The following is a 25,354-nucleotide window of genomic DNA, read 5'->3' as shown; positions in this document are numbered from 1 at the left end:
ATGGGCGCCGACACGGCGCCGAGCGACATGACTGTCGCGGTGGTAGCGAGGACTTTCGCGGGACCAACGTCCCCGATCAATTCCGCTAAGAGCCGCTGTGATCTCGGTGTCCGAGGCCGCCCCGATGGATGGTGCTGCCGGTGATCGCTCCACCGCTGCGGTCGATGCTGCCGGAGCGGTAGATGGCGGGGGTGCGGGCGAGGCTCGGGAGCGGGGTGGCGTAACTACCGCCCGCGACGCGAGCGCCGACCGCGGGGGCGACCACCCGATTGCGGGTCGAGTAGTAGTACCACATGGCAGCACCCACGGCACCGCCCGCGAGGCCGGCCGCAGCGTACTCGGCGGCGGTGGCATCGTCACCGACGTAGGTTTCCGTCGCATCGTCGCACTCGGTGTCGTCGACACGGACCCCGCTGACAGCGTCGGCACACACCGCGGCGTAGTCGTCGGCAACAGGCTCGATCGTGGTCGGCGCGACGGTGGTGGTCGGCGTGCTGAGTGTGCGCATCGGCGTCCACACGGTGGTCGGTGGTGTCGATGCGGTGGTCGGTGGTGTCGACAGGGTCGTCGTGCTCGTGGTTCCGGTGGCCGCGGGCGGATCGGGTAGTGCGCAACCAGCTGCCAGATACATACCCGCGACTGCGGGAACCAGGATCAAAATCGGTGCTGTGCCGTGCTTTCGGTGAGTGCTCATCGGGCCGGGCCGTCCCCCAATCCAATCGAAATCGGAATCGTTCCCACAGCGGGTACGGCAGTTCGATCGGGTCCGCCGACAGGAGCGTTACCCGCCGGGTTCGTCGACCGGAATGCCGGCGGGCGACTCGATTCCAACGCGGGTATCGGCGGGGATTCACTCGGCACGCGGATGTGCGCCGCGCGTCAGCTCAACTCCGGCGGGGGTCGGTTTTGGTGTTCACTCGGTCGAAGGCGTCACCGATGGCGGTGAGTTCTTCGGGGCTGAGCAGGTCGACGAAGGTGCGGCGGACCGCGGCTACGTGGCCGGGGGCGGCGGCGCGCAGGCGGCGCATACCTTCCTCGGTGAGGTGGGCGCGGACACCGCGGCCGTCCTCTTCGCAGCTGGTGCGGCGGACCATGCCCTGATCCTCCATGCGGCGGATCTGGTGGGTGAGGCGGCTACGCGAGGACAGCACGCCGTCGGCGAGATCGCTCATCCGCAGTGATCCGCCCGGAGCCTCGGAGAGCATCACCAGGATGCGGTATTCGGGCAGGCTCATATCGCTGTCGGCCTGGAGCTGACGGTTGAGTTCCACCATCAGACGCTGGTGCCCGTCCATGAAGGCGCGCCACGCCCGCTGCTGTGCCGAGCTCAACCACGGCGGCGATGCCGGGTGACCGCTCGGTTCGTAAGCCATGGCGCCATTCTATTGGGCCCGAATGGAAGCAATGTCGCCTGGTCAGCGACTTGCGGACAAGATCACCCGGATCGGATCCACAGCCGCACCCGTTCCAGCGCGGTGAGCACATAGAGTCGGGGTATGTACGCGGTGACATTGGACGGTTTCGGTGGACCCGAGGTGATCCGCTGGGCGGAGGTGCCGGATCTGCCGCCGCCCGGGCCGGGCGAGGTGGCGATCGACGTCGTGGCGGCCGGGGTCAATCGCGCGGATCTGTTGCAGCGCCAGGGTTTCTATCCGCCTCCCCCGGGCGCGAGCGACATTCTGGGCCTCGAGGTGTCGGGCGTCGTGGCCGAGATCGGCGAGGGCATACGGGATCTGCGGCCGGGCGACCGGGTGTGCGCGCTGCTGTCCGGCGGCGGCTACGCCCAGCGCGTGGTGGTCGCCGCGAGTCAGGTGCTGCCGGTGCCCGAGGGCCTGGATCTTGCTGCGGCAGCGGCACTTCCGGAGGTGGCCGCCACCGTGTGGTCGAATCTGGTGATGCGCGCCGGATTACACGCCGGCCAACTGTTACTCGTCCACGGCGGCGGTAGCGGGATCGGCACCCATGCCATTCAGGTCGCGGTGAATCGCGGTGCGCACGTCGCGGTGACCGCCGGTTCGCAATACAAATTGGATCGCTGCGCCGAATTGGGTGCGAGCATCGGAATCAATTATCGCGAACAGGATTTCGTGGAAGTCGTCGGCGAATTGGGTGGCGCCGATATCATTCTCGACAATATGGGCGCGAAATACCTGCCGCGCAACGTGACCGCCCTCGCCGAGGACGGGCAGCTGTGCGTGATCGGCATGCAGGGCGGAGCGAAGGGCGAGCTGAATCTGGCGGAGCTGCTCGGGAAGCGCGGCACCATCCATGCCACCAATCTGCGTAAGCGGCCGGGCACCGGGCGGTCGAGTAAGGCCGAGATCATCGCGGAGTTGCGGCGCCATCTGTGGCCGCTGATCGCGGAGGGCGCGGTGGTACCGGTGGTACATGCCGAGGTCCCGGTCACGGAGGCGGCGCACGCCCACGAACTGCTCGATTCGGCCGAGACCGTCGGCAAGGTGATCCTGCGCATCGACGAGGCGTGAACGCCCGCTGTGCCCGTCGGCGACCGTGCGCCGGACGGCCGCCTACTTCTCCAGCGAGTTCAGCGCCCGACCGAGCTGTTCGATCTCGAATTTCGTTGTGTATGGCGCCAATCCGAGGGTGACCGCGCCGCCCTCGTCGTTGACGCCCAGCGCGTCGAGCAGGCGGCTGCCGCCGTGTGCGCCGCTGACCGTGCCGATGCGGTGATCGGCGAGCTCGGCGGAGATCTTCTCCGCCTGCATCCCCGCGATGGTGAAGCTGACTGTGGGAATGCGGGTGGAAGCACGGCCGATCACGGTCAGATCCGGGACCGCGTCGAGCACCTCCATGAGATGTTCGAACAGCTGGTCGTGATAGTCCTGCAGCGAGGTGATCGATATCTCCAGCCGCTCCCGGCGGCTGCCGGTCGCCTGTTCGTCCAGTCCGGCGAGATAGTCGATGGAGGTGGTCAGCCCCGCCAGCAACGCGTACTGATGTCCGCCGACCTCGAGCCGCTCGGCGCCCTTGGCGTAGGGGTTGAGCGACATCGAGGGAATGCGATCCAGGAATGCCGGATCACGGAACACCAGCGCGCCGATCTGCGGACCGCCCCAGGCCGGCGCGGAGAGAGCGACGACGTCGGCGTTGAGTTCGTCGATGTCGATCAGGGCGTAGGGCGCCGCGCCGAAACAGTCGGCCACCAGCAGTCCGCCCACCTCGTGCACCCGGTCGGCGGCGACCCGGACCGCGGGCGCGGAACCGACGATCGGCGAGGCGGCGGTGACGGCGACCAGTCGCGCGGTCGGGCCGATCAGTTCCTCGAACTGCCAGGCCGGCATCTCGCAGGTTTCGATCTCCACCTCGGCCCAGCGCACATGGGCGCCGTAGCGGTTGGCGATGCGCAGCCACGGGGCCACATTGGCCTCGTCGTCCAGGCGCGAGAGCACGATGCCGGTGCCGAGCCCGAGCCGCGAGCTCAGCGATTCGGCCAACCACGCCAGCAGGACGGCCCGGTCCGGGCCGAGGACGACACCCGCCGGATCGCCGCCGACGAGATCGGCGACCGCTTCCCGGGCCGCGTCGAGAATGGCACCACTGCGGCGCGCGGCGGCATGACGATTGGTATGTGAAAAAGCAGAGGTCCGGAAACCGGTTGACACGGCGCGCGATACCGAATCCGGGACCAGCATCCCTGCCTGGGGGTCCAGATGGATCCAGCCGTCGCCCAGGGACGGTATCAACCCCCGAACCCTCGCGACGTCGTAAGTCATGCTGGCCACTCTAAGGGCAGCGGGCAAGTCGGCGGAACCGTGCGCCGACCCAATGCGATATCACGCGACATGGCAACCGACTTTCACAAACCGAACCACACACGAGGCGGACAGAACCGCAACAGAATACTTCCGCCCGAAATCGGACCGCATACCCCGTTCCGGCACCGGGCCCCACCGGGCGATGCGTCGTTCACTTAGCGCTCGGCGCGGGAAGCAGACATCATGGATGCCATGACGCAATCGGACGGAGCACCGGATTCCATCGTGGTGATCGGCCCCGAGGGCCGGCCGCTGGTCATTCCGGCCGGCGCCCAGGGTGAGGCGCCGTTCGCCGGGCAGGTGGTCGGCGAGGGCGAGACCGCCGCCGAGGGTGCGCAGACCGGCGGCGAGGAGTCGCTCGCCGATATGGTCGAGCAGCCCGCGAAGGTGATGCGGATCGGCACCATGATCAAGCAGCTGCTCGAGGAGGTACGCGCGGCTCCGCTGGACGATGCCAGCCGCAACCGGCTCAAAGAGATCCACACGACCTCGGTGCACGAGCTCGAGCAGGGTCTCTCCCCCGAGCTGCGCGACGAACTCGAGCGGCTCGCGCTGCCGTTCAGCGAGGAGTCCGTGCCGTCCGACGCCGAACTGCGAATCGCCCAGGCCCAGCTGGTCGGCTGGCTGGAGGGTCTGTTCCACGGTATTCAGACCGCGCTGTTCGCTCAGCAGATGGCGGCCCGCGCACAGCTCGAGCAGATGCGTCACGCTCTGCCGCCGGGTGCGCACATCCCGCGCGAGGGCGGACAGGGTGGATCGGTCACCGGAGGCGGTCAGTACCTCTGAACACCGCTGATCATCGGATAGGCTCGTGCCCCCACCGGCGGGGATCGGCTCTGCGCTACAGTCGTGCACTGTGCCAGCAGCTGCCCCTGCCGATTCGGCCACAGCCGAACGCCCGGCCGACGCCACGGTGCCCCTGATGTCGGATGCGCAAACATTCCCGCGGGCCTTCAAAGACCTCCGCGAGGGGTTCACTCAGCGTGAGCTGTGGCTACAGCTGGGTTGGCAGGACATCAAGCAGCGCTATCGGCGATCGGTGATCGGCCCGTTCTGGATCACCATCGCCACCGGCGTGCAGGCGGCCGCGATGGGTGTCCTCTACGCGGCGATCCTGAATCAGGACCTGTGGACGTATCTGCCGTACGTCACCGTCGGCCTGATCATCTGGAACGTGATCAACGCCAGCATCCTCGAGGGCTCGGACGTGTTCATCGCCAACGAGGGGCTGATCAAACAGCTGCCCTCGGCGCTGAGCGTGCACGTCTATCGGCTGGTGTGGCGGCAGTTCCTGTTCTTCGCCCACAACATCGTGATCTATCTGGTCATGCTGGTGGCCTTCGGCGTCTGGGAACATCTGGACTGGTCCGTGCTGCTGGCGATTCCGGCGATCGCGCTGGTGTTCCTGAATTCGGCGTGGGTGTCGATCGTCTTCGGCATCTTCTCCACCCGCTACCGCGACATCGCCCCGATTCTGGGCAGCATGACTCTGATGCTGTTCGTGCTGACTCCGGTCATGTGGACCACGAAGTCGCTGCACGACCAGGGCGGGGCGGTGAGCGAGCGGGCCAAGCTGGTCGAGCTGGTGCCGACCTACCACTATCTCGAGATCGTGCGCGCACCCCTGCTCGGCGATCCGGTGCAGGTGCGGTCGTGGCTGGTCGTCGGTGTGATCACCGTGGTCGGCTGGGCGGTGGCGATCCTGGCGTTGAAGCAATACCGTTCCCGCGTGCCGTACTGGGTGTAGAGGACGTTATGACCGGAGTAAGCATCGAAACCCACCAGGCGTGGGTGGAGTTTCCCATCTTCGACGCCAAGTCACGGTCGCTGAAGAAGGCGTTCCTGGGCAAGGCCGGCGGATCCATCGGGCGCAATCAGTCCGATGTGGTCGTGGTCGAGGCCCTGCGCGACATCACGCTGTCGCTGAAGGAGGGTGACCGGGTCGGCCTGGTGGGCCACAACGGCGCCGGGAAGTCGACGCTGCTGCGGCTGCTCTCGGGAATCTACGAGCCCACCCGCGGCACTGCGCGCGTGCGTGGCCGGGTGGCGCCGGTGTTCGACCTCGGCGTCGGTATGGATCCGGAGATCTCCGGCTACGAGAACATCATCATCCGCGGGCTGTTCCTCGGTCAGACCCGCAAGCAGATGCTCGCCAAGGTCGACGAGATCGCCGACTTCACCGAACTCGGTGAATACCTGAACATGCCGCTGCGCACCTATTCCACGGGTATGCGGGTGCGGCTGGCGATGGGCGTGGTGACCTCGATCGATCCGGAGATCCTGCTGCTGGACGAGGGTATCGGCGCGGTCGACGCGGAATTCATGAAGAAGGCCCGCAACCGGCTGCGCGATCTGGTGGCGCGCTCCGGAATCCTGGTGTTCTGCAGTCATTCCAACGAATTCCTGGCCCAATTGTGCGATACCGCAATGTGGATCGACCACGGCACGCTGCGCATGCAGGGTGATATCGAGGATGTGGTCCGCGCGTACGAGGGCCCCGAGGCGGGCGATCACGTGAAGCAGATCCTGCGTGAGCTCGAACTCGAACGCAATCCCGCATGACCTCCGCCGCAGACCCGGACATGGGCGGTCGAGCGCGGAGGGGGCATGTCCCGGAGAACAAGGATATGGACATGAGTGATCAGGCGGCCTCGTCCGCGGACAGCGGAGTGGCCCGGATCATCGCGGTGGTCGTGACCCACAAACGCCGGGAACTGCTGAGCGAATCGCTGAAAGTGCTCGCCGCGCAGACCCGCCCGATCGACCATCTGATCGTCATCGACAACGGCAACGAGCCCGAGGTCGGCGAGCTGGTGGAAGAACAGCCGATCGAATCCACCTATCTGGGTTCCGAACACAACCTGGGTGGTGCGGGCGGCTTCGCCCTCGGCATGCTGCACGCGCTGACCATGGGCGCGGACTGGGTGTGGCTGGCCGACGACGACGGCCGCCCCGAGGGCCCGGACGTGCTCGAGAAGTTGCTCGATTGCGCCGAGCGCCACGGCCTTTCGGAGGTCTCGCCGGTGGTGGCCGATATCGACGATCCGGATCGGCTGGCGTTTCCGCTGCGCCGCGGCGTGGTGTGGCGGCGGCTGCGGTCCGAACTCGGTGACGAGGACTTCCTGCCCGGTATCGCGTCGCTGTTCAACGGCGCCCTGATCTCCGCCGAGGCGCTCGAGGTGATCGGCGTGCCGGATCTGCGGCTGTTCGTGCGCGGCGACGAGGTGGAGGTGCACCGGCGACTGGTGCGCTCGGGCCTGCCGTTCGGAACCTGTTTGCAGACGGCGTATCTGCACCCGAACGGGTCGGCGGAATTCAAGCCGATTCTCGGCGGCCGCATGCACACCCAATATCCGGACGATCCGGTCAAACGCTATTTCACCTACCGCAACCGTGGCTATTTGATGGCACAGCCCGGGATGCGGAAACTGCTACCCCAGGAATGGGCGCGGTTCTCCTGGTTCTTCCTCGTACAGCAAAAAGATCCGGCCGGTCTGCGAGAATGGTTGCGACTGCGGCGTCTGGGGCGACGCGAGCAGTTCCATAAACCCGGTTAGATCAGTGCTTTTCGCATGAGGAGGTAACGGCTGTGAGCAACCCCTACGGTGGGCAGCCACCCTATGGGCAACCATTCCAACCGAACGGTGCACAGCCGTATCCCCCGCCGCAGCCGAACGGCCCCTACGGCGCGCCGCCGCCGCACGGCGGTAGCGGAGCCGTTGCCGCACCGGGATATCCGCAGCCGCACGCGGGCTCGCAGCCACATATTCCCCAGCCGCACAACGTGTCCCAGCCGCATCAGGCGCCGGGGTGGGGCGCTCCCCCGGCTCCGCCGCAGCCCTACGGTCAGCCGCCGGCGAATCCGTACGGGGCGCAACCGTATCCCGGTCAGCAGCAGGTCAACGGCGGGCCGACGCCCTACGGCGCGCCCAATCCCGTTGCGCCGCAAGGACAATACGGACCCTACGGCCCGGCGGCGCAGTTCCAGCCGCAGCCCGGACCGCAGGGCATCGTCGTCGACGCCTCGTACTTCCCGCTGGGATTCCTGCTCGCGCTGACCGGCCCGAAGATCATCGTCAACGGCATGGAGGTGCCGATGGCGAAGTGGGGACAAACCCACATTCCGGTCGGTCCCGGGCAGCACCACGTGCGAGTGGCGACCAAGTGGCTGTGGGATATGGGACCGGCCGAGACGACCGTGCCGGTCGCCGAGGGCCACAGCACCCACGTGTACTACAAATCGCCCGCGATCGCCTTCATCAACGGTGCGATCGGGCCGGTGCCGCAGGCCGCGCCGGGCGCGATCGTGTCCTACATCAGCCTCGGCGTGGTCGGGGTGTTCATCCTGCTGCAGTTGCTGATCGCCTGCTCACTCTGATCGCGCAGCCCGGGAAGACGTAGGCCCGGAAAATACGTTGCGGCCCGCGCGGCGGGCTGTCATCGTTTGTACATCCGGTCGCGCACGCGACCGAACCGAGTAGCGAGACACGAGAGGGTCGAGGAGGTGGAATACGTGAACGTCGACAGTCGGATTGTCGCGGCCGGAGCCCGGTATCGGACCGAGAAGCGCTCCGCCGCACGTATTTCCACTCTTCTCCCCATGCACTGAGCCCTTCGCGGGCTCGGTGCCCGACGAAGGATGTCTCCCCTCATGGTCGATTACGACCGTCTCATTCCTTACGGCTGGACTGCCGACCTCTCCGCCGCGTACACAGGACTGCTCGATACCGGCTGGGTCCCGGCCCGCGTGATCCGGATGGATCGCAGTGAATGCGATGTCGCGATGCCCGACGGGCTCGCGCGCGCCGACTGTCCGCGGGCGGATACCAACATCAACGGCCTGTGTACCGGTGACTGGGTCGCCGTCGCACCGGCCGAATCGACCGCCGGCCCGGCGTTCACGGTACGAAAGTTGGTGCCGCGCCGCACGATTCTGCAGCGCGCGACGGTATCCGGACGTTCCGACGCGCAGGTGCTTGCCACCAATGTGGATACCGTCGCGATCTGTGTCGCCGCCGACGGTGGGATCGACCTGGGTCGCATCGAGCGGATGCTGGCCCTGGTCTGGGAGTCCGGCGCGCAGCCGCTGGTGGTGCTGACGAAATGCGATCTGTCGCCGGATATTTCCCTGTCCGAGGTGCGTGCCGCCGCGCCGGATGCGGCGGTGCTGGCCGTCTCGGCAACGACCGGCGCCGGTATGGATGTGCTGCGTGCGGTGGCGGCCGGAACGGTCGCGCTGATCGGATCGTCCGGCGCCGGCAAGTCGACCCTGGCGAATGCGCTGCTGGGCGAGGAAGTCTTCGCGACGGACGGGGTTCGCGCCTCGGACAAGCGCGGGCGGCACACCACGGTCCATCGCGAGTTGCGGCCGATTCCCGGCGGCGGAACTCTGATCGACACGCCGGGGCTCCGGGCGATCGGGCTCTGGGATGCCGAACAGGGTCTGGCCCGGACCTTCACCGATATCGAATCACTGGCAGCGCAATGCCGATTCTCCGACTGCGAACACCGCACCGAACCCGGATGCGCGATTCTCGCGGCCATCCGGAGCGGCGAACTGCCGCAGCGACGACTGGACAGCTATCGCAAATTGCAGCGCGAGAACGAGCGGCTCGCCGCCCGCAGCGATGCGCGGTTGCGAGCCGAACAAGAGCGGGTGTGGCGCGACATCAGCAAATCGCAGCGGCGAATGTACAAGGAACGTGATCCTCGTCGCCATCGGCGCTGACCGGCTATGCAACTGGTTGCATAGCCTCGCTCGGTGCCCTACTGTGCGAATCGGGTAGTTCAGCACCCCGGCCTCCACGGCATCGCCGATCATGGAGCCGGGGTGATCGCACAGATGGGAGCAGGGATATGACCGAAGCTGGTAAGCCACTGGCCGGCCGCACCATGATCATGTCGGGCGGCAGCCGCGGCATCGGCCTGGAGATCGCCAAGCGGGCCGCCGCCGACGGTGCGAACATCACGCTGATCGCCAAGACCGACCAGCCGCATCCGAAACTGCCGGGCACGATCCACACCGCGGCCGAGGAGCTCGAGGCCGCGGGCGGTCGAGTCCACAAGTTCGTCGGCGATGTGCGCGACGACGAGGGCGTCGCCGAAGCCGTGCGTCAAACCGTCGAGCGGTTCGGCGGAATCGATATCGTCGTCAACAACGCCTCGGCGATCGATCTGTCGCCGACCGAAACGCTGTCGATGAAGAAGTACGACCTGATGCAGGACATCAACTGCCGCGGCAGTTTCCTGCTGTCGAAGACCAGCATCCCCGCATTGCGGGAATCGGCCGAGGCCGGCCGCAACCCGCACATCCTCACCCTGTCGCCGCCGCTGAACCTCGACCCGAAGTGGGCGGGCAGCTCGCTGGGTTACACCATCGCCAAGTACGGAATGTCGCTCACCACTTTGGGTTTGGCCGAGGAACTGCGCAAGTACGGCATCGGTGTGAACTCGCTGTGGCCGCGCACGACGATCGCCACCGCCGCGGTCCGCAACCTGCTCGGCGGTGAGGAAATGGTCCAGACCTCCCGCACCCCCGACATCTACGCCGACGCCGCCTACCTGGTCCTCACCTCTCCCGCCAAGGACACCACCGGCAACTTCTTCATCGACGACGAGGTGCTGAACGCGCACGGCATCACCGATCTGGACAAGTACCGCGTGGTCCCCGGTGACGGCCCGCTGACCACGGACCTGTTCCTGTAAGCCGGTCCGCACTCCGCGAACACTGTGGTGTTGCCACTACCGACAGCCCGATCCGACGCCGATAGGTTGGTGCTCGGGTCGGGCTGTCGACAGGAGTGCGAAAATGCCACAACGGTTTTCGGCCGTGCGGGGTAGAGTTCCCGGCAGCGATATCGAGGGGAGTTGATTCGCGATGGGGTACCGCTGGATTTTCGGCGTCGCGGTCGTATCGGCCGTCGCCGCGAGCACGCTGATCGGGGGCGCGGCCGGGGCATCGGCCGTCGAGGTCTCACCCGGTGTGTTCTGCGACCGGGCCGGCTGTCACAACGACAACGACGACACCTACCGGGTGGATGCCGAGGTCGTCTGCTCCGGCCTGGGTGGCACGGTCCGGGGTACGGCGTGGGTGCCGCCGCACGGTGACAGCCGCATCAACGACGGGTGTCCTATGGTGAGCGGCCCCGGTCACTGGGAGACTCCGCCGCCCGACATGGAACCCGACGGCACCTGGAAGCAGCAGCCGCCGCGGTTCGTCCCGGACCTCCCGGAACCGACCTACCCGACCTCGTACCGATATCTCGGCGCAGTGGTCGACAACAATCCACCGCCGCCTCCGACGGGCTCGTTCGGCCGCTGAGCTGCGGCGAACGCCAATGCCCGCCCGGTGCGAACGCACCGGGCGGGCATCGCGAATCAGATGCCGTACAGCCGTTCCCAGTTCTCGCGGCTGGTCAGTTCCGGCGCGGCCGCCCGGTACTGCCGGCTCAGCTCCGGAAGTTCGCGGCGCAGCCGGCGCAGGACTCGGAGGGTGCGCAGCAGCAGGGCGCGAGCTTTCTCCTTGTCGCGCTGCCGGATTCGCACGCCGGACTGGGAGGCGTCGGTGACCACGACGTGGTCGAACAGCGCCAGGTGCCACCAGTGCGCATCCTCGCGGGTGACGGCCACGACGCCGTGCTGGGTACGCCCGGTCCACTGCTGGATCGCGCGCTTGACCAGCACCAGCAGCGGGCGGCTCGGTTCACCGCCCGCGCGGCGGAGCTGGACATCCGACTGCCGGACCGGTGCGGTCGCGGCCGCGTGCTTCTTGGTCTCGCCGTAGTCGGCGCGGCTGGTGCGAGCGGTGGCCAAAGCCTGAATTCCGCCGTCGCGCAAGATCTTCGGGCCCTGCAGGAAGTCCTCGATGCCCTGCAGCGTGGTGTGCGCGAGGCCGTACTGCATACCCACCAGGTATTCGGCGATCTCACGGAACAGCTTGCGGGTCACCGCCTTCGGATCGAGATCGGTGTGCATGGAGCTGACGATGAGCGAATTGCGCATGCTGAAGTAGCGTGCCCAGTCGTCGAAATCCTTCCAGTAGAAGTCCGCGTGCCAGACCGCCGCATTCGGCAGCGTCACGGTCACGAATCCCGCCTCGCGGGCGCGGACGCCGTATTCGACGTCGTCCCACTGGAAGAAGATCGGCAGCGGCAGTCCGATCCGGGCCACCACCTCGGCCGGGATCAGGCAGGTCCACCAGGCGTTGTAGCCGGCGTCGACGCGGCGCTCCTGATTGCGCTTGAGCATGCTGGTGTTGCGCAACGCCTTGGGCACCTTCTGACCGTGCCGCAGCTCGTTCAGGTGCACCTCCTCGGCGCCGACGTTGAGATAGTCGGGGTTCAGCAGGAACAGCATCTGCGCGCCGACCAGCGTCGGCTCCACCGTGAGATTGGCAAAGGCGTTGAGCCGCAATACCGTTTCGGGCTCGCAGAGGATGTCGTCGTCCATCAGGATGACGTCGGCGTGCTCGTTCGCCGCCGACACCTCGTACAGCCCGCGGGTGAATCCGCCCGCACCGCCGAGATTCGGCTGCCGGATGTAGCGCAGTTTGTCACCGAAGAGCGGCTGCGTCTGCTGGAACAGCTCCCGGTCCGAGACCAGGTCCGTGCCCTGGTCGACCACGTACACCGCGTCGATGGCGGCCAGCACTTCCGGATCCGAGGCGAGTGCGGCGACCGTGTGCGCGCAGTCCTCGGCCCGGTTGAAGGTGCAGATCGCGATCGCGACCGGGCGGACCCGGTCCGGAGCGGCGGCGGTCCAGGTGAGCTCACCGATCGCGAGTTCGCCTCCGACAGCATCGAATTCGACCCACAGCGCACCGCCGTCCACGTACTGGTCCAGCGGGGCCCGCAGGGTGACCGTCCCGTCGGAATCCACGTCCGCGGAGTCGATGATGCGCCGGTGCCCGGCGATATCGGAGGCAGCCAGCCGGATCCGGGCCCGGTCGCCGACCGCGACCCGCATCGAGACCTCGACCTCGGTCACCGTCGTCCAGCGCTGCCAGTAGCTGGCCGCGAACCGGCCGAAATAGGTGTTGGTGTGGGCGTGCGCGCCCTTTTCCAGCCGCAGCGACAGCCGTTCGCGATGCGATTTGCCCTTGACCACCGCATACAGTTCGTCGCTGATCTTGGGCGCCGGGCCGGTGAAGATGCCGCGGGCCAGAACCAGGCGGTCGGGGGCGCGGTGCTCGGTCCGCAGGGCGCCGGGTGCGGGCTCGGCGATCCGCGGAGCGTTCTCGGTTGCGGTCACGGCCTGGCCAGCCGACTGATCCATGGTGGAATCCCTCGTAAACAGTGTCCGATGGCGCCGAATACGGCGCGGGCGCGGTCAAGTGCGGGCTCGGTGCGAGCGATACCCATTATGTCCGTCTCATGTCGCGGAGTTCGACCGGAGGGCCGGTGATCGACAATTGCGAAGCACGATCACCGGCCCGACCGGGTGCGGGTGTCCCGCAAATCCCGATCCGAGCGGGACTCGGCGAAGACGAAAGTGTCGTAGGCCCAGTAGCGGAAAACCACCGCCACGATCTGGCCGATCAGGGTGCCGGAGATGTTGTCCGCCAGCGGGGAGGACAGGTGCAACACATATCGGGAGAATCCGAGGCACCCGAGCTGCAATCCGATGGCAACCACATTGAAAACGGTGTACAGCAGATATTCGCGAGCGGGACTGCCGCCTTGCTTGTGCGCGAAAGTCCACCATTTGTTGCCGAAATACGTGACCACCGTGGCCACCAGAATCGAGATGATCTTGGCGAGCAGCGGCGCCTGATTCAGAACGCCGTCGCCGCCCCAGAAGACCAGCACGTTGTAGGTTCCGGCGTCGACGAGAAAGCCGATCGCGCCGACCACCAGAAAGGCCGATCCCTGCCGCAAGGCGGTGACGACCTTGTGTCGCAAGCTATCGCCGGTTCGATCGACCGGTTCGGTCGCCGTCTCACTGCTGGCCACCCGGCGACGGTACCGCACCCGGGTTCCCCACCGCGTGACGCAGGCCGGAGTGCGGCTCGCCGGGGTGTGTTCGGGCGGCTCACAGCGGAGCCACAGGGCGCGAGGTCGGGGCGGGCACACCGGCCCGCAGCCGACACAGTGAGGGTTAGCGGGCGCGGGTCGGGCGCCGGCCTGTACCCTCCCGGTGTTCCGTATTTCATCGGCCGATCAAATGAGGGATTGACGGGGTGAACCCCACCGAGCTTCGCATCGCCGCAGTCGTGCCCTGCCACAACGAGGAGGCTGCGGTCGCCAAGGTCGTCACGGACCTCAAGGCTGCCGTGCCGGGCATCGACGTCTACGTCTACGACAACCGCAGCACGGACGCCACCGCCGAACGTGCCCGCGAGGCGGGCGCGATCGTGCGCACCGAGACCGTCAAGGGCAAGGGCAACGTGGTCCGGCGCGCGTTCGCCGATATCGAGGCCGATGTCTACCTGATGATCGACGGCGACGACACCTACGACGCCTTCGCCGCTCCGAAGATGATCGAGGCGCTGCTGTCCGGCCCCTACGACCACGTCCTCGGCGTGCGGAAAGAGGACGAGGGCACGCAGGCGTACCGCGCGGGCCACGAAGCCGGTAACCGCGTGCTCAACGGCGTGGTCGGCAAGGTGTTCGGCGAGAACGTCGAAGATATGCTCTCCGGCTACCGGGTGTTCTCGCGTCGCTTCGTGAAGAGTTTCCCCGCGGTGTCGCGCGAATTCGAGATCGAAACCGAATTGACCGTGCATTCGCTGCATCTGCGGGTGCCGCAGACCTCGGTGCGGGTGGGATTCCGCGATCGGCCGGAGGGCAGTGAATCCAAGCTGCGCACCTACCACGACGGATTCAAGATCCTGGGCCTGATCTTCGGCCTGGCCCGGCACGAACGCCCGGTCGCGTTCTACGGGCTGTTCGGGACGCTGGCCTGGCTGATCTCGATCATTCTGATCGTGCCGATCGTTATCCAATTCTACGAAATCCACCAGGTGCCGCGGTTCCCGACGCTGTTCCTCGGCTTCACGCTGCTGCTGCTGGGCAGCCTGGCGTGGACCGCCGGTCTGATCCTCGACGGCATCCGCCGGTCCCGGCACGAGGCCGCCCGCCTCATGTACCTGCGGTATTCGGCCGTCGGCGTCGAAACGCCCGAGCAGGTCCGGCAGGCACACTGATGACGACCCAGGCCGACAAGGAGGCCTCTGACAGGCAGTCCTCCGGCCCCGGCGAGGTGACCGGTGAACCCGATACCGAGCAGCCGACGCGCGACGAGGTGAGCCGCGGAAGCAGCCGGGCCGACGAGGAGCGACGGCCCGCCGGTCCGCTCCGGCGCGCCTGGTCCCCCGTCGCACGCAACCTCGGACCGGCCGCGGCCGTGTTCGTCCTGGTGGCGGGCGTCTTCGGCATCGTGTTCGCGACCATCACGCCGCCGTTCTGGGGGCATGACGAGATCACGCAGTTCGGCCGCGCGTATCAGGTGGCGCACGGCGGGTTCACCCCCGAACGGATCACCGACGACCGCGGCGTCTCCTACGGCGGCCAGATCCCGTTGAGCATCGACGGGCTGATGGGCTACGCCTTCACCGACTACAACCGTCACCCGACCGAGCCGGCCCCGCTCGCCGCCGACGAAACCGCCTACGACCGGCTGGGTTCCGCGCCGGTGACCACGACCGCGACCAAGCAGATGTGGTTCACCAACACCGCCGCCTACTCCCCGCTGCCGTATGTGCCCGGGGCCGTGGGTATTCGGCTGGCGCAGGCCGTCGGGCTCGATGTCGGCGATACGGTGCTGCTCACCCGGCTGGCCGGATTGCTCGCCTATCTGGTGATCGTGGCATTCGCGCTGCGGGCGCTGCGAGCGTTCCGGATCCAGTGGCTGGCCTTCACGGTCGCGGTGCTGCCGATCGCCCTGTTCCAGGCGGGTACGGTCACCGCCGACACCGTCACCAACGCCCTGGCCGTCCTGGTGTCGTGCCTGGTGGTGAAGGGCGTCTTCCTCGACACCCGGCTGACGAAGCCGGAGGTGGCCGCCGCATTGGCGGCGACGCTGGCGCTGCCGCTGAGCAAGCCGACCTACGTCATCCTCGCCATGCTGGTGGTGCTGATTCCCGCCCGGCAGTACGGGTTCGGGAAGGTGCTGCGCTGGCTGCCGTGGTGTTTCGCGGCGCTGGGCGCGATCCTGTTCGCGGTATGGATGAAGATCGCCGCGCCGACCGGCGACGGTATGGGGCTGATGCGCAAGCCGGCCGAATGGCATTCGGTGCGTCCGGGCGATCAGCTGCACGAAATTCTTTCGAATCCGGTGCATTTCGCCAATACTTTCGGTGACAGCATCTGGTACCGGGACGAGAAATGGTTCACCCAATTCTTCGGCGAGCTCGGATTCGCCTATGTGGACGTTCCCGCGCTGTCGATCCTGGCCTGCCTGCTGGCATTGGCGGTGAGCGTCGGAATCGCGGATCGGCTGACCGGTAACCGGTGGCGCACCTGGATCGTCGCGCTCGCCGTACTGGCCAGTGTCGCGATGATCTACGTGACGCTGTACATGTCCTTCACGCCCGTGGGTTACTGGATGATCGACGGCGTGCAGGGGCGCTATTTCGTGCCGCTGGCGATCGCCGGATTCGCGGTGCTGCTGCGGTGGATGCCGTTGCGCCTGAGCGATTCCCGCGGCGTGACGCCGGTACGCGGACCGGCGATCACGGTGGTGGTCGCGACCGTGGTGGCACTGACCGCGGCCGCGATCAAATACAACGTCCTGATCTGGGGCTAGAGCACCTTTTCGCCGGCCGCCGCGTACGCGCGTTCGGTGTGTTCCTTCTGCGGGCGCCACCACGCCTCGTTGTCGCGGTACCAGGCGACGGTCGCGGCCAGTCCGGCCCGGAAATCGCCGTAATGCGGCCGCCAGCCCAGTTCGGTGCGCAGCAGGGTGGCATCGATGGCGTAGCGCTGATCGTGTCCGGGCCGATCGGTGACGTGATCGAAATCGCCGGGGTCCCGGCCGAATTCGGCGAGCAGCAACTCCACCACGGTCCGATTGTCCAGTTCACCGTCGGCGCCGATCAGATAGGTCTGCCCGATGCGGCCGCGCTCGAGAATCTCCCACACCGCGCGATTGTGATCGGTGACGTGAATCCAGTCCCGGATCTGATGTCCGGCACCGTAGAGGCGCGGTCGCACGCCGTCGATCAGATTGGTGATCTGGCGCGGGATGAATTTCTCCACATGCTGATACGGCCCGTAGTTGTTGCTGCAGTTGGAGATCGTCGCCCGCACCCCGAACGAGCGCACCCACGCACGGACCAGCAGATCGCTGGAGGCCTTGGTCGCCGAATACGGGCTGGACGGTTGGTAAGGGGTGTTTTCGGTGAACGCCGGATCGTCGGCTTCGAGGTCGCCGTAGACCTCGTCGGTCGAGATGTGGTGGTAGCGCACATCGTATTTGCGCACGGCCTCCAGCAGGGTGAACGTGCCGACGATATTGGTCTGCACGAACGACCGCGGCCGGGCCAGCGAATTGTCGTTGTGCGATTCGGCCGCGAAATGCACCACCGCGTCGGCTGTGGAGACCAGGCGGTCCACCAGACCGGAATCGGCAATATCGCCGTGTACGAACTCGATCCGGTCCTCGATCGGCGCCAGCGAGGCGCGATTTCCGGCATAGGTCAGTGCGTCGAGCACGGTGATGCGGACGTCCGGACGATCCGCCACGGTGTGATGGACGAAGTTCGCGCCGATGAATCCGGCTCCGCCGGTTACGAGCAATCGCACGATGCCACCCTAACGCGGGCGCGAATACGCGCTCCGAATCACCACCGAGTCACACCGGCCGTACACATAGGTGTGACCTTCGTCACACCACATGCTTTATGTCCCTTTTGTTCGAATTGGAGGCGGTGTCCGAAAACCGCACGCATACTGCATGTTTCCGCAACCTGACAATCGGCAAGAACCCGACGGTGAACAGAATTTGAATGAACGGACACAACAGGTTCACCGCTCGTTAGCTGACGTCGATTTCTATTTCTCATGTCCCAGAACCACTCTGTATCGAGGTTCCGCAGAAAATGATGATGAGGAAATTCGTCGCGACCGCCGCCATGCTGGTCGCCGCTGTCGGTGTCGCGGCCGGAACTGCCACGGCCGACCCCGCGGCCCCCGCGGCGCCCGAGAGCGTCTACTACAAGGCCAGCGTCGAGAACGACAAAGCGATTATCAAGACCGACGGCGGCTCGATCGTCAACGAGAACGGCATGCTGGAGATCAAGGCCGCCAACGGCGCCGTGCTCGCCGGCACCCCGCTGAACTTCCGGGTCGACGACTTCGAGTTCCCGATCGCCGCCGACATCTCCGGCAACACCGCCACCCTGACCCCCCAGTACGACATGGCGCACGCGGTCTACAAGCCGGTCGCCCTGCCGTTCGAGGACTCGGCTCCGTGGAAGACCCCCTACGACCGTGAGGTCGCCGCCTTCACCCGTATGAAGGACACCATCGCCACCGGCGCCACCATCGGCACCCTGGCCGGTGGTATCGGCGGCGCGCTCATCGGCTGTGTCGCGGGCGCCGCTATCGGTCTCGCCGCGACCGGTGCGCTGCTCGCCCTGTTCGGCGCCGGCCCGCTGGGCGGCTGTGTCGCCGGTGCTGCCGCCGTCGGCTTCCTGGGTGTGCTCGCCGGCCAGATCTTCGTGACCGCTCCGGTCGCGATCGGCGCCGCGATCCAGTACTTCGCCACCACCACCGCGCCGTTCAACCCGCCGGCGCCGGCCAAGTAATTCCGCAGGCTGCCCGTCCCCCTGAGCGGGCGGATACCTCGGATCAGAGACAGTGCCCCGCCCACCGTCACGGTGGGCGGGGCACTGTCGTTTCCGTGGTTACGCTCCGCCTCCGGCCCGTACCTGTCAGGCGGTGTTCGATGCGCCTGACAGGTCCGGCCCTCCGTGGTTACGCTCCGCTGCCGCCTCCGGCCCGTACCTGTCAGGCGGTCCGCGCGGCCTCTTCCGGTTCGACCCGCGCCCGCACGAATCGCGCCACCCGGGCCAGCGCGGCCCGGCTCTCCGGCATATTCGGCAGGATGCTCATGAAGGCGTGGACCTGTCCGCGCCACAGCTCCAGCGAATTCGGCACCCCGGCCGCGGTGAGCCGGTGGGCCATCAATTCGCTGTCGCAGCGCAGCAATTCGTCCTCACCGACGATCAGCAGGGCCGGCGGCAGGCCGGTGAGCGATCCGTTGACCGGGGACAGCGCCGGGTCCAGCGGTTGCTCCGCCTCGGCCCCGTACCGCACCATCTGCCGCACCGCCGCCATCGGGATGTAGGCGTCGCGACCGACGTTCATGTACTCGCCCTTGACCCGGTAATCGAGATCCAGCAGCGGCGACAGGCCGACCAGGCCGGCCGGACCGGGCAAGCCGGCCTGCGCCGCCCGCAGTGCGGTGGCGAAGGTGAGGAAACCGCCCGCCGAATCTCCGGCGAAGACGATGCGCGAGGGATCGGCGCCGTGCCGTAACAACCAGCGATAGGCCGTCAGGCAGTCCTCGACCGAGCCGGCGATATTCGTCCCGGGCAGTTGCCGATAGTCCACGTTCACCACCGGCAGCCCCGTACGACGCGCCAGGCTGGCCGCCACCGGCCGGTGCGAGTCCAGTCCGCACAGGAAGAAGCCGCCCCCGTGCATGTACATCACGGCGCCGTCGCGCAGGGATCGCCGGGCGCCGGCCGGGCGGATGATCTCCATCCGGAAGCCGCTCATCCGCACCTGTTCGCGTTCCACGCCACGCACCTGCGGGCGCAGTGCCGCCAGCCGGTCGATCAGGACCCGCGCGACCGGCATGGTCATCGGGGTGATCGGGTAGCGCCGGATAACGGGGCCCACCACGCCCCGGCAGGTGAACAACACCGCTTGCGAATGCAGACTCGCACGGTCCGGGTTCACCACCACCGGATCCACGACAACACCGGGTTCGAACCCCGGCCGGTATTCGGCCTCGCCGATGGGAATCGCGGTCATCGCGCACCTACCTGCCACTCGGCGCCGAGCGACCGGCTACCGGCAGATTCGGTAGCTGAGGTGTCGGCGCTGACATCTCACACACTCATGTTTCAGAACACCACGGATGTGTGACCTACGCAATACTTGATCGCCCGACCAGGCCGCGGCGAAACCATCGTGACCATTTCGCGGTCCAGTCGGAACCTCATCGAGCCCGAGTGGGCGAGAGCTGGCAGACTTGCGTCACATGCGCGGAATCATTCTGGCCGGGGGCACCGGGTCCCGGCTGCACCCGATCACGCGCGGGGTCAGCAAGCAACTGGTCCCGGTGTACGACAAGCCGATGGTCTACTACCCGCTGTCCACGCTGATGCTGGCGGGCATTCGCGACATCCTGGTGATCACCACGCCCGAGGATGCCGAGGCCTTCCGCCGGCTGCTCGGCGACGGTACCCAGTTCGGCCTGGCGATCGACTACGTGGTGCAACCCGAACCCGACGGCCTGGCCCGGGCGTTCGTGCTGGGCGCCGACCACATCGGCGGCGAATGCGCGGCACTGGTGCTCGGCGACAACATCTTCCACGGTCCCGGCCTGGGCACCCGGCTGCGACGCTTCGACGGACTCGACGGCGGCGCGGTCTTCGCCTATCGGGTCTCCGATCCCTCGGCCTACGGCGTGATCGAATTCGACCGGGGCAGAGCCGTTTCCATCGAGGAGAAGCCGAAACTCCCGCGGTCCAACTACGCCATTCCCGGCCTCTATTTCTACGACAACGACGTCGTCGAGATCGCCCGGGGACTGCGACCGTCCGCGCGCGGGGAATACGAGATCACCGATATCAACCGCACGTACCTCGAACAGGGGCGATTGCAGGTCGAGACCCTCGCGCGCGGCACCGCGTGGCTCGATACCGGCACCTTCGATTCGCTGCTGGACGCCGCCAATTACGTGCGCACCATCGAGGAACGCCAGGGACTCAAGATCGGCGTCCCGGAGGAGGTGGCCTGGCGGATGGGCTTCATCGACGACGAACAGCTATGTCGGCTGGCCGAGCCGCTGGTGCGCTCCGGATACGGGACCTACCTGCTGGACCTGCTGAATCGCGGGCGCGACGATCGCTACGGACAGGACGGTTGAGATGCGGATTCGAGAACTGGCGGTCCCGGGTGCGTGGGAGTTCACGCCGCAGTTACGCGGTGACGAGCGCGGCGTCTTCGCCGAGACGTTCAAGGCCTCGGAATTCGAGAAGGCGACCGGACGGCCCCTGGACCTGCTGCAGATGAACACCTCCACCTCGGCCGCGGGTGTCCTGCGTGGCATCCACTACACCGAAAATCCGCCCGGCCAGGCGAAATACGTCACATGCATGCGCGGCGCCTTCCTGGACGTCGTGGTCGATCTGCGCCGCGACTCCCCGACCTTCGGCCGCTGGGACAGTGTCGTGATCGACGACGTCTCGCGCCGCTCGGTCTTTCTCTCCGAAGGACTCGGCCACGCCTTGCTGTCACTGGCCGACGATTCCACCGTCACCTATCTGTGTTCGCTCGAATACACCCCCGAATTCGACCGGGACCTGGACGCATTCGACCCGGATCTCGGAATCGACTGGCCCACGGTCGGTTCCGACGGCACTCCGCTGACCTTCCTTCGCTCGCCGAAGGACGCGGCCGCACCGCGCCTGCGCGAACTGCGCTGAACGCGCAAACGCCACGCCCGGCTCGAACCGATGAGCAGGGCGTGGCGCTCGGGGTGGAACCTCAGGCCGCCGCGAGTTCCGGTGCCTGTTCGGACTCCTCGACCTCCTGCCGCTTCTTGCGGGCAGGCAGGAAGTGGGTGAAGGCGATGAGGGCGCCGATGATCGCCGCGATGCCCGCGAAGATCAGGCCCGGACGGTAGCTGTCGAGCACCGCCTGCGGTGAATTGCCGTGCGGCCCCGAGGAGATCAGCGCGGTGGTGATGGCGAGGACGATGGCCGCGCCGACCTGCATGGAGGTCTGCAGCACGCCGGCCGCCAGGCCCTGTTCCTCGTTCTCGATGCCGTTGGTGGCCTGAATGTTGATGGCCGGGAAGCCGATCCATCCGATGCCGATCAGCAGCACCGCGGGCAGGATGACCGCGAGATAGGACGGTGCGGTGTCGATGCGCAGGAACAGCAGGTAGCCGATCGCCATGACGGTGGTGGTGACCGCGATGATCGGGCCGGTGCCGAAGCGGTCCACCAGCTTGTCGGAGAACACCGACGACAGCGCCACCAGCACCCCCACCGGCAGCAGCGCCATCGCCAGGGTCAGCGGCGACCAGCCCAGGCTGTCCTGCAGGTACAGGGTGACGATGAACTGCCAGCTGAAGTAGGAACCCGCCACCGCGACGATCACCAGACTGGCTCGCACCAACGTGGCCTTGCGCAGGATGCCCAGCCGGATCAGCGGATGCCGCACCCGCTTCTCCACCGCGACGAACGCGGCGAACAGGACGAGCACAGCCGCGAACGAGCCCACGGTGCGCGCCGAACCCCAGCCGGCCTGCGGTGCGGACACCACGGTGTAGACCAGCAGCAGCATGGCGGCGGTGGAGAACAGCGCACCCAGCAGATCGTGACCGCCCTCGGCGGTGTCACCCTTGTCCTTCGGCACCAGGATCGCCGCGGAGACCAGGGCGGCCAGCGCGATCGGCACCGGCAGCAGGAAGGTCCAGCGCCAGCCGAAACCGGTCATCAGGCCACCGAAGACCAGACCCATGGAGTAGCCGCCCGCACCGAAGACGGTGTAGATGGACAGCGCCTTGTTGCGCGCGGGCCCCTCGGCGAAGTTCGTGGTGATGATCGACAACCCGGTCGGCGCGGTGAAGGCGGCCGCCAGCCCCTTGACGAAGCGGGTCGCGATCAGCAGCGGCCCGGAACTGACCAGCCCGCCCGCCAGGGAGGCGACCGCGAAGACGGCCAGTGCGATGAGGAAGACCTTGCGCCGGCCCAGCAGATCGGCGGTGCGGCCACCGAGCAGCAACAGACCGCCGTAGCCGAGCACGTATCCGCTGACCAGCCACTGCAGGGTCGAGGTTTCGAGATGGAGTTCGGTACCGATGGACGGCAGCGCGACGCCGACCATCGAGACGTCGAGGCCGTCCAGGAACAGCACGATGCACAGCGTGATGAGCATGCCCCAGAGCCGGATCGGCCACCGAGTATCGGCCGCCGAAGCGGCCGGAAGTGTTGCTGTGGAAGTCATGTCGCGGAACATTACATGCGTGCGCATCTAATGCACAAGCATTTAATGCGGTTGCATGAACCTGCCCCAGGCACTAGGATGGCGACATGACAAAGGCGTCGACAGCGTTTCCGGCGCATTCGACGGACGCGGTGGCACCGGATACGGAGCTCGCCGCAGGTCTGCCGTCCACCGCGCCGAGTGATACCGAGGCCGGTTGCCCGTCTCCGGCCGGCCGGAACGACGGGCCGGGCGGCTTGGTCGGCGAGTGGCGCGATCTACTCGCTCGTCATGCCGCGGTGTCCTGTGCGCTGGAGAAGGACCTGCAGCGCGAACACCACATCGGCCTGAGTGAGTTCGAGACGCTGGACCGCCTGGTCGACGCCTCCTGCGACAGCTACCGGATGAGCGATCTGGCCCACGACATCCACCTGAGCCAGAGCGCACTGTCCCGTACGGTGGCACGGCTCGAACGCGACGGACTGGTCGATCGCACCCTGTGCACCGAGGACCGCCGCGCGATCTTCGTCTGCCTCACCGACAAGGGCCGCGCGCTCCATACGGCCGCCGTTCCGACTCATCGCGAAGTATTGGAACGCACCCTGCACTGAATTCGCCGGTACCGAATCCGGTAGCGCGTCAGGCGGCGGCGATGGCCTCGTCCAGGGCCGCCCTCCCGTCCACCGAGGCCGCGCGGATATTCGCGAATGCGCCTCGATAGCGGTCGATGTCGGAATTTTTGTCGAAATAGGTGGATACGCCGAAATTTTCGACGTAAACGACCGGCGGCTCGGTCGTTTCCGCGCCGGCCGCGCCGAATTCCAACAGGACGAATCGCCCGGAATCGAGACCGTCGTGGTAACCGGAATCGTTGGGCACCAGACGAATGTCGATATTCGGGCGCTCACACATGCGGCGCAGATGATCCAGTTGCCCCGCGATCACAGCCGAATCACCGATCCGCCGCCACAGCAGCGATTCGGCGATGATCGCCACCAGCCGCACCTGCTCCGGGGTGCGGGTGAGCAGACGCTGCCGCTGCCCGCGCACCTCGATCCGGCGCTCGATATCGGCGGGGCTCAGATTCGGCCGGGCCGCGGTCAGCAGCGCGCGGGTGTAGTCCTCGGTCTGCAGCAGGCCCGGCACGAATTCGTTCTCGAAGGTGGAGATTTCGGTCGCGGCCTCTTCCAGGCCGATGTACACGTCGAAACCCTCGGCGATCACGTCACTGTAGGGAGCCCACCAACCGCGCGCCTTGGTTTCACGGGCGAGAGCGGTGAGGGGTTCCAGCTCGGCCTCGGGTGCGCCGTAGATCTTGCACATGGCTTCCACGTCGAGGCTGCGCAGGGAGGTCTGACCGGTCTCGATCCGCCAGATCTTGGCCTCCGACCATTCCAGCCGGCGAGCGGCCACCCGGGTCGTCATCCGGGCGCGATTGCGCAGGTCACGCAACCGGCGGCCCAGTTGCCGCCGCGGCATGGTCGAACCTGTGATCCCCTGCGGTGAAGCCATTTTTCCCCCTCGGCAGAAAGCTTCGCGGGCATCGGGATTCGCTCCGGACACCCCCGAACGGATTGTTGCACAACAGAACAACGCCCGACAGCCGCGCCGATCGGCCGGGCCGCCGGTGCGCTGCTACTTGCGCGGGGGACGCTTGCGGAACCGCCAGAACTGCACCGCGCGAACGTCTTCCGAGAGCTGGTTCACCGGCTCGGCGACATCGGACAGAGCGCGGAACAGATCATCGGCGAGGGTGTTGATGTGTTCCACCCGGGTTGCCAGCCGCGAGGCGTTGACCAGGAATTCCAGAGCCAATCGCACCGAGGCCGCGATGGTCAGGCCGAGCGGCACCGCCACCACGATCGCGAAGATCAATCCCAGCAGTGCGGATACCTGCCACAGGACCACGACCAGGACCAGGGGGATGCCGACCGCGAAGGCCAGTCCCAGGAGATAGGCCAGCGGCAGCAGCGTGCGCGTGGCCGGGGTGCGGAACTGCACATCCAGCAGCGCGCGGGCGGCCGCACCGCACCAGGCCCGGAAGGCGCCCGGACTCCGGAACGGTTCGGGCCGCTCGTCCTCCTCGGCGGTGTCGCTCTCCTCGGCGGCATCGTCCGGCGACCGGCGTCGTCGTGCGGAGTCCTTCCATGCGAGCCAGCGCGATTCCACCGCGTAGTCGGCGTCGCCCGGTTCGCCTTCGCCGGACCGGTCGTCGATTCCGGCACGTTCGGCCGGCGACTCGGGTGCTTCGTCCATATTTCGTGCGCCCCCAGCGGAATCGCGCGCGCCGGCGGTATCGGAGTCCCGGTTCCTGGGCCGCTGCGGGTCGTCGCTCATGATTCGAATCCTCTCCCGGCACAGCGGAAGCGAGCAATCTCCCGGCGGGATCGAATCCCATCGGTCACATGCGAC

At 67.0% G+C, this 25,354-nt stretch carries 25 protein-coding genes; 15 read left to right on the top strand and 10 right to left on the bottom strand.

What is annotated here, in order from left to right:
* Positions 1-85: 85 nt before the first annotated feature.
* Together ACPCUW_RS05445 and ACPCUW_RS05440 are read right to left on the bottom strand one after the other, a co-directional pair.
* Positions 86-631, bottom strand: a complete 546-nt coding sequence (locus tag ACPCUW_RS05445) for a hypothetical protein (protein WP_156769672.1) — start codon at positions 629-631, stop codon at positions 86-88.
* Positions 632-884: 253 nt separating this feature from the next.
* Positions 885-1,373: a MarR family winged helix-turn-helix transcriptional regulator gene (locus ACPCUW_RS05440; RefSeq protein ID WP_030516842.1), complete on the bottom strand. Its 489-nt coding sequence runs from the start codon at positions 1,371-1,373 to the stop codon at positions 885-887.
* A gap of 123 nt (positions 1,374-1,496) precedes the next feature.
* On the opposite strand from ACPCUW_RS05440, the gene ACPCUW_RS05435 reads away from it, so the two are divergent.
* The gene (locus ACPCUW_RS05435; protein WP_423423849.1) at positions 1,497-2,486 is read left to right on the top strand and encodes an NAD(P)H-quinone oxidoreductase; all 990 of its coding nucleotides are present in this window, start codon (positions 1,497-1,499) and stop codon (positions 2,484-2,486) included.
* 42 nt (positions 2,487-2,528) lie between these two features.
* Here ACPCUW_RS05435 and ACPCUW_RS05430 read toward each other — a convergent pair whose 3' ends face one another.
* Positions 2,529-3,734, bottom strand: coding sequence for a cysteine desulfurase-like protein (locus ACPCUW_RS05430; protein WP_063010817.1), 1,206 nt, complete (start codon positions 3,732-3,734; stop codon positions 2,529-2,531).
* A gap of 234 nt (positions 3,735-3,968) precedes the next feature.
* Here ACPCUW_RS05430 and ACPCUW_RS05425 point away from each other — a divergent pair, with 234 nt between their 5' ends.
* From ACPCUW_RS05425 to ACPCUW_RS05390, 8 genes are all read left to right on the top strand, one after another.
* Positions 3,969-4,562 carry a bacterial proteasome activator family protein gene (locus ACPCUW_RS05425; protein ID WP_063010844.1) on the top strand — a complete coding sequence of 198 codons (594 nt, stop codon included), beginning with the start codon at positions 3,969-3,971 and terminating at the stop codon, positions 4,560-4,562.
* Positions 4,563-4,698: 136 nt separating this feature from the next.
* Positions 4,699-5,523 (top strand): ABC transporter permease, encoded by an 825-nt coding sequence (locus ACPCUW_RS05420; protein ID WP_195049168.1) that lies wholly within the window; start codon positions 4,699-4,701, stop codon positions 5,521-5,523.
* Positions 5,524-5,531: 8 nt separating this feature from the next.
* The gene (locus ACPCUW_RS05415; protein ID WP_036497055.1) at positions 5,532-6,338 is read left to right on the top strand and encodes an ABC transporter ATP-binding protein; all 807 of its coding nucleotides are present in this window, start codon (positions 5,532-5,534) and stop codon (positions 6,336-6,338) included.
* Positions 6,339-6,409: 71 nt separating this feature from the next.
* The gene (locus tag ACPCUW_RS05410) at positions 6,410-7,333 is read left to right on the top strand and encodes a glycosyltransferase (RefSeq protein WP_063010842.1); all 924 of its coding nucleotides are present in this window, start codon (positions 6,410-6,412) and stop codon (positions 7,331-7,333) included.
* 32 nt (positions 7,334-7,365) lie between these two features.
* A complete protein-coding gene (locus ACPCUW_RS05405) occupies positions 7,366-8,154 on the top strand; it encodes a hypothetical protein (RefSeq protein ID WP_423423848.1) in 789 nt (262 codons plus the stop codon).
* A gap of 273 nt (positions 8,155-8,427) precedes the next feature.
* Positions 8,428-9,504 carry a ribosome small subunit-dependent GTPase A gene (gene rsgA, locus ACPCUW_RS05400; RefSeq protein WP_423423847.1) on the top strand — a complete coding sequence of 359 codons (1,077 nt, stop codon included), beginning with the start codon at positions 8,428-8,430 and terminating at the stop codon, positions 9,502-9,504.
* Between the two features lie 128 nt (positions 9,505-9,632).
* Positions 9,633-10,481 carry an SDR family oxidoreductase gene (locus ACPCUW_RS05395; protein ID WP_063010811.1) on the top strand — a complete coding sequence of 283 codons (849 nt, stop codon included), beginning with the start codon at positions 9,633-9,635 and terminating at the stop codon, positions 10,479-10,481.
* A gap of 172 nt (positions 10,482-10,653) precedes the next feature.
* The gene (locus tag ACPCUW_RS05390; RefSeq protein ID WP_423423846.1) at positions 10,654-11,097 is read left to right on the top strand and encodes a hypothetical protein; all 444 of its coding nucleotides are present in this window, start codon (positions 10,654-10,656) and stop codon (positions 11,095-11,097) included.
* A 56-nt stretch (positions 11,098-11,153) separates the two neighbouring features.
* On the opposite strand, the gene ACPCUW_RS05385 is transcribed toward ACPCUW_RS05390, so the two are convergent.
* Both ACPCUW_RS05385 and ACPCUW_RS05380 read right to left on the bottom strand, forming a co-directional pair.
* Positions 11,154-13,049, bottom strand: a complete 1,896-nt coding sequence (locus ACPCUW_RS05385) for a glycosyltransferase (protein WP_063010807.1) — start codon at positions 13,047-13,049, stop codon at positions 11,154-11,156.
* A 149-nt stretch (positions 13,050-13,198) separates the two neighbouring features.
* Positions 13,199-13,726 (bottom strand): GtrA family protein, encoded by a 528-nt coding sequence (locus tag ACPCUW_RS05380; protein WP_063010840.1) that lies wholly within the window; start codon positions 13,724-13,726, stop codon positions 13,199-13,201.
* A gap of 227 nt (positions 13,727-13,953) precedes the next feature.
* Between ACPCUW_RS05380 and ACPCUW_RS05375 the strand changes: the two genes are divergently transcribed.
* Together ACPCUW_RS05375 and ACPCUW_RS05370 are read left to right on the top strand one after the other, a co-directional pair.
* On the top strand, positions 13,954-14,919 hold the full coding sequence (locus tag ACPCUW_RS05375; RefSeq protein ID WP_063007002.1) for a glycosyltransferase: 966 nt from the start codon (positions 13,954-13,956) through the stop codon (positions 14,917-14,919).
* Complete coding sequence (locus ACPCUW_RS05370; RefSeq protein WP_423423845.1) at positions 14,919-16,520, top strand: DUF2142 domain-containing protein; 1,602 nt, start codon at positions 14,919-14,921, stop codon at positions 16,518-16,520. Before ACPCUW_RS05375 ends, ACPCUW_RS05370 begins: the two co-directional genes overlap by 1 nt.
* Here the strand turns inward: ACPCUW_RS05370 and rfbB are convergent.
* Positions 16,517-17,518 (bottom strand): dTDP-glucose 4,6-dehydratase, encoded by a 1,002-nt coding sequence (gene rfbB / locus ACPCUW_RS05365; protein WP_423423844.1) that lies wholly within the window; start codon positions 17,516-17,518, stop codon positions 16,517-16,519. The genes ACPCUW_RS05370 and rfbB overlap by 4 nt on opposite strands.
* A gap of 296 nt (positions 17,519-17,814) precedes the next feature.
* On the opposite strand from rfbB, the gene ACPCUW_RS05360 reads away from it, so the two are divergent.
* Entirely contained in the window at positions 17,815-18,522 is a 708-nt protein-coding gene (locus ACPCUW_RS05360; RefSeq protein ID WP_393524250.1) for a hypothetical protein, read from the top strand.
* 202 nt (positions 18,523-18,724) lie between these two features.
* Here ACPCUW_RS05360 and ACPCUW_RS05355 read toward each other — a convergent pair whose 3' ends face one another.
* A complete protein-coding gene (locus ACPCUW_RS05355; protein ID WP_423423843.1) occupies positions 18,725-19,756 on the bottom strand; it encodes an alpha/beta hydrolase in 1,032 nt (343 codons plus the stop codon).
* A 229-nt stretch (positions 19,757-19,985) separates the two neighbouring features.
* On the opposite strand from ACPCUW_RS05355, the gene rfbA reads away from it, so the two are divergent.
* Together rfbA and ACPCUW_RS05345 are read left to right on the top strand one after the other, a co-directional pair.
* Positions 19,986-20,876, top strand: coding sequence for a glucose-1-phosphate thymidylyltransferase RfbA (rfbA, locus tag ACPCUW_RS05350; protein WP_063016822.1), 891 nt, complete (start codon positions 19,986-19,988; stop codon positions 20,874-20,876).
* A 1-nt stretch (position 20,877) separates the two neighbouring features.
* Positions 20,878-21,435 carry a dTDP-4-dehydrorhamnose 3,5-epimerase family protein gene (locus ACPCUW_RS05345; protein ID WP_104362397.1) on the top strand — a complete coding sequence of 186 codons (558 nt, stop codon included), beginning with the start codon at positions 20,878-20,880 and terminating at the stop codon, positions 21,433-21,435.
* Positions 21,436-21,496: 61 nt separating this feature from the next.
* Here the strand turns inward: ACPCUW_RS05345 and ACPCUW_RS05340 are convergent, their stop codons facing one another.
* A complete protein-coding gene (locus ACPCUW_RS05340) occupies positions 21,497-22,963 on the bottom strand; it encodes an MFS transporter (protein WP_423423842.1) in 1,467 nt (488 codons plus the stop codon).
* Positions 22,964-23,199: 236 nt separating this feature from the next.
* Between ACPCUW_RS05340 and ACPCUW_RS05335 the strand changes: the two genes are divergently transcribed.
* Positions 23,200-23,553, top strand: a complete 354-nt coding sequence (locus tag ACPCUW_RS05335) for a MarR family winged helix-turn-helix transcriptional regulator (protein WP_036525409.1) — start codon at positions 23,200-23,202, stop codon at positions 23,551-23,553.
* 28 nt (positions 23,554-23,581) lie between these two features.
* Here ACPCUW_RS05335 and ACPCUW_RS05330 read toward each other — a convergent pair whose 3' ends face one another.
* On the bottom strand, positions 23,582-24,454 hold the full coding sequence (locus tag ACPCUW_RS05330) for a helix-turn-helix domain-containing protein (protein ID WP_423423841.1): 873 nt from the start codon (positions 24,452-24,454) through the stop codon (positions 23,582-23,584).
* Positions 24,455-24,577: 123 nt separating this feature from the next.
* The gene (locus tag ACPCUW_RS05325) at positions 24,578-25,279 is read right to left on the bottom strand and encodes a DUF4282 domain-containing protein (protein WP_231509340.1); all 702 of its coding nucleotides are present in this window, start codon (positions 25,277-25,279) and stop codon (positions 24,578-24,580) included.
* Positions 25,280-25,354: the final 75 nt, after the last annotated feature.

This window comes from Nocardia sp. AB354, assembly GCF_049538315.1.
GTDB classification, from domain to species: Bacteria; Actinomycetota; Actinomycetes; order Mycobacteriales; family Mycobacteriaceae; genus Nocardia; species Nocardia nova.
The sequence above is the reverse complement of the archived record's forward strand: the minus strand, read 5'-3'. Positions and strand labels throughout refer to the sequence as shown.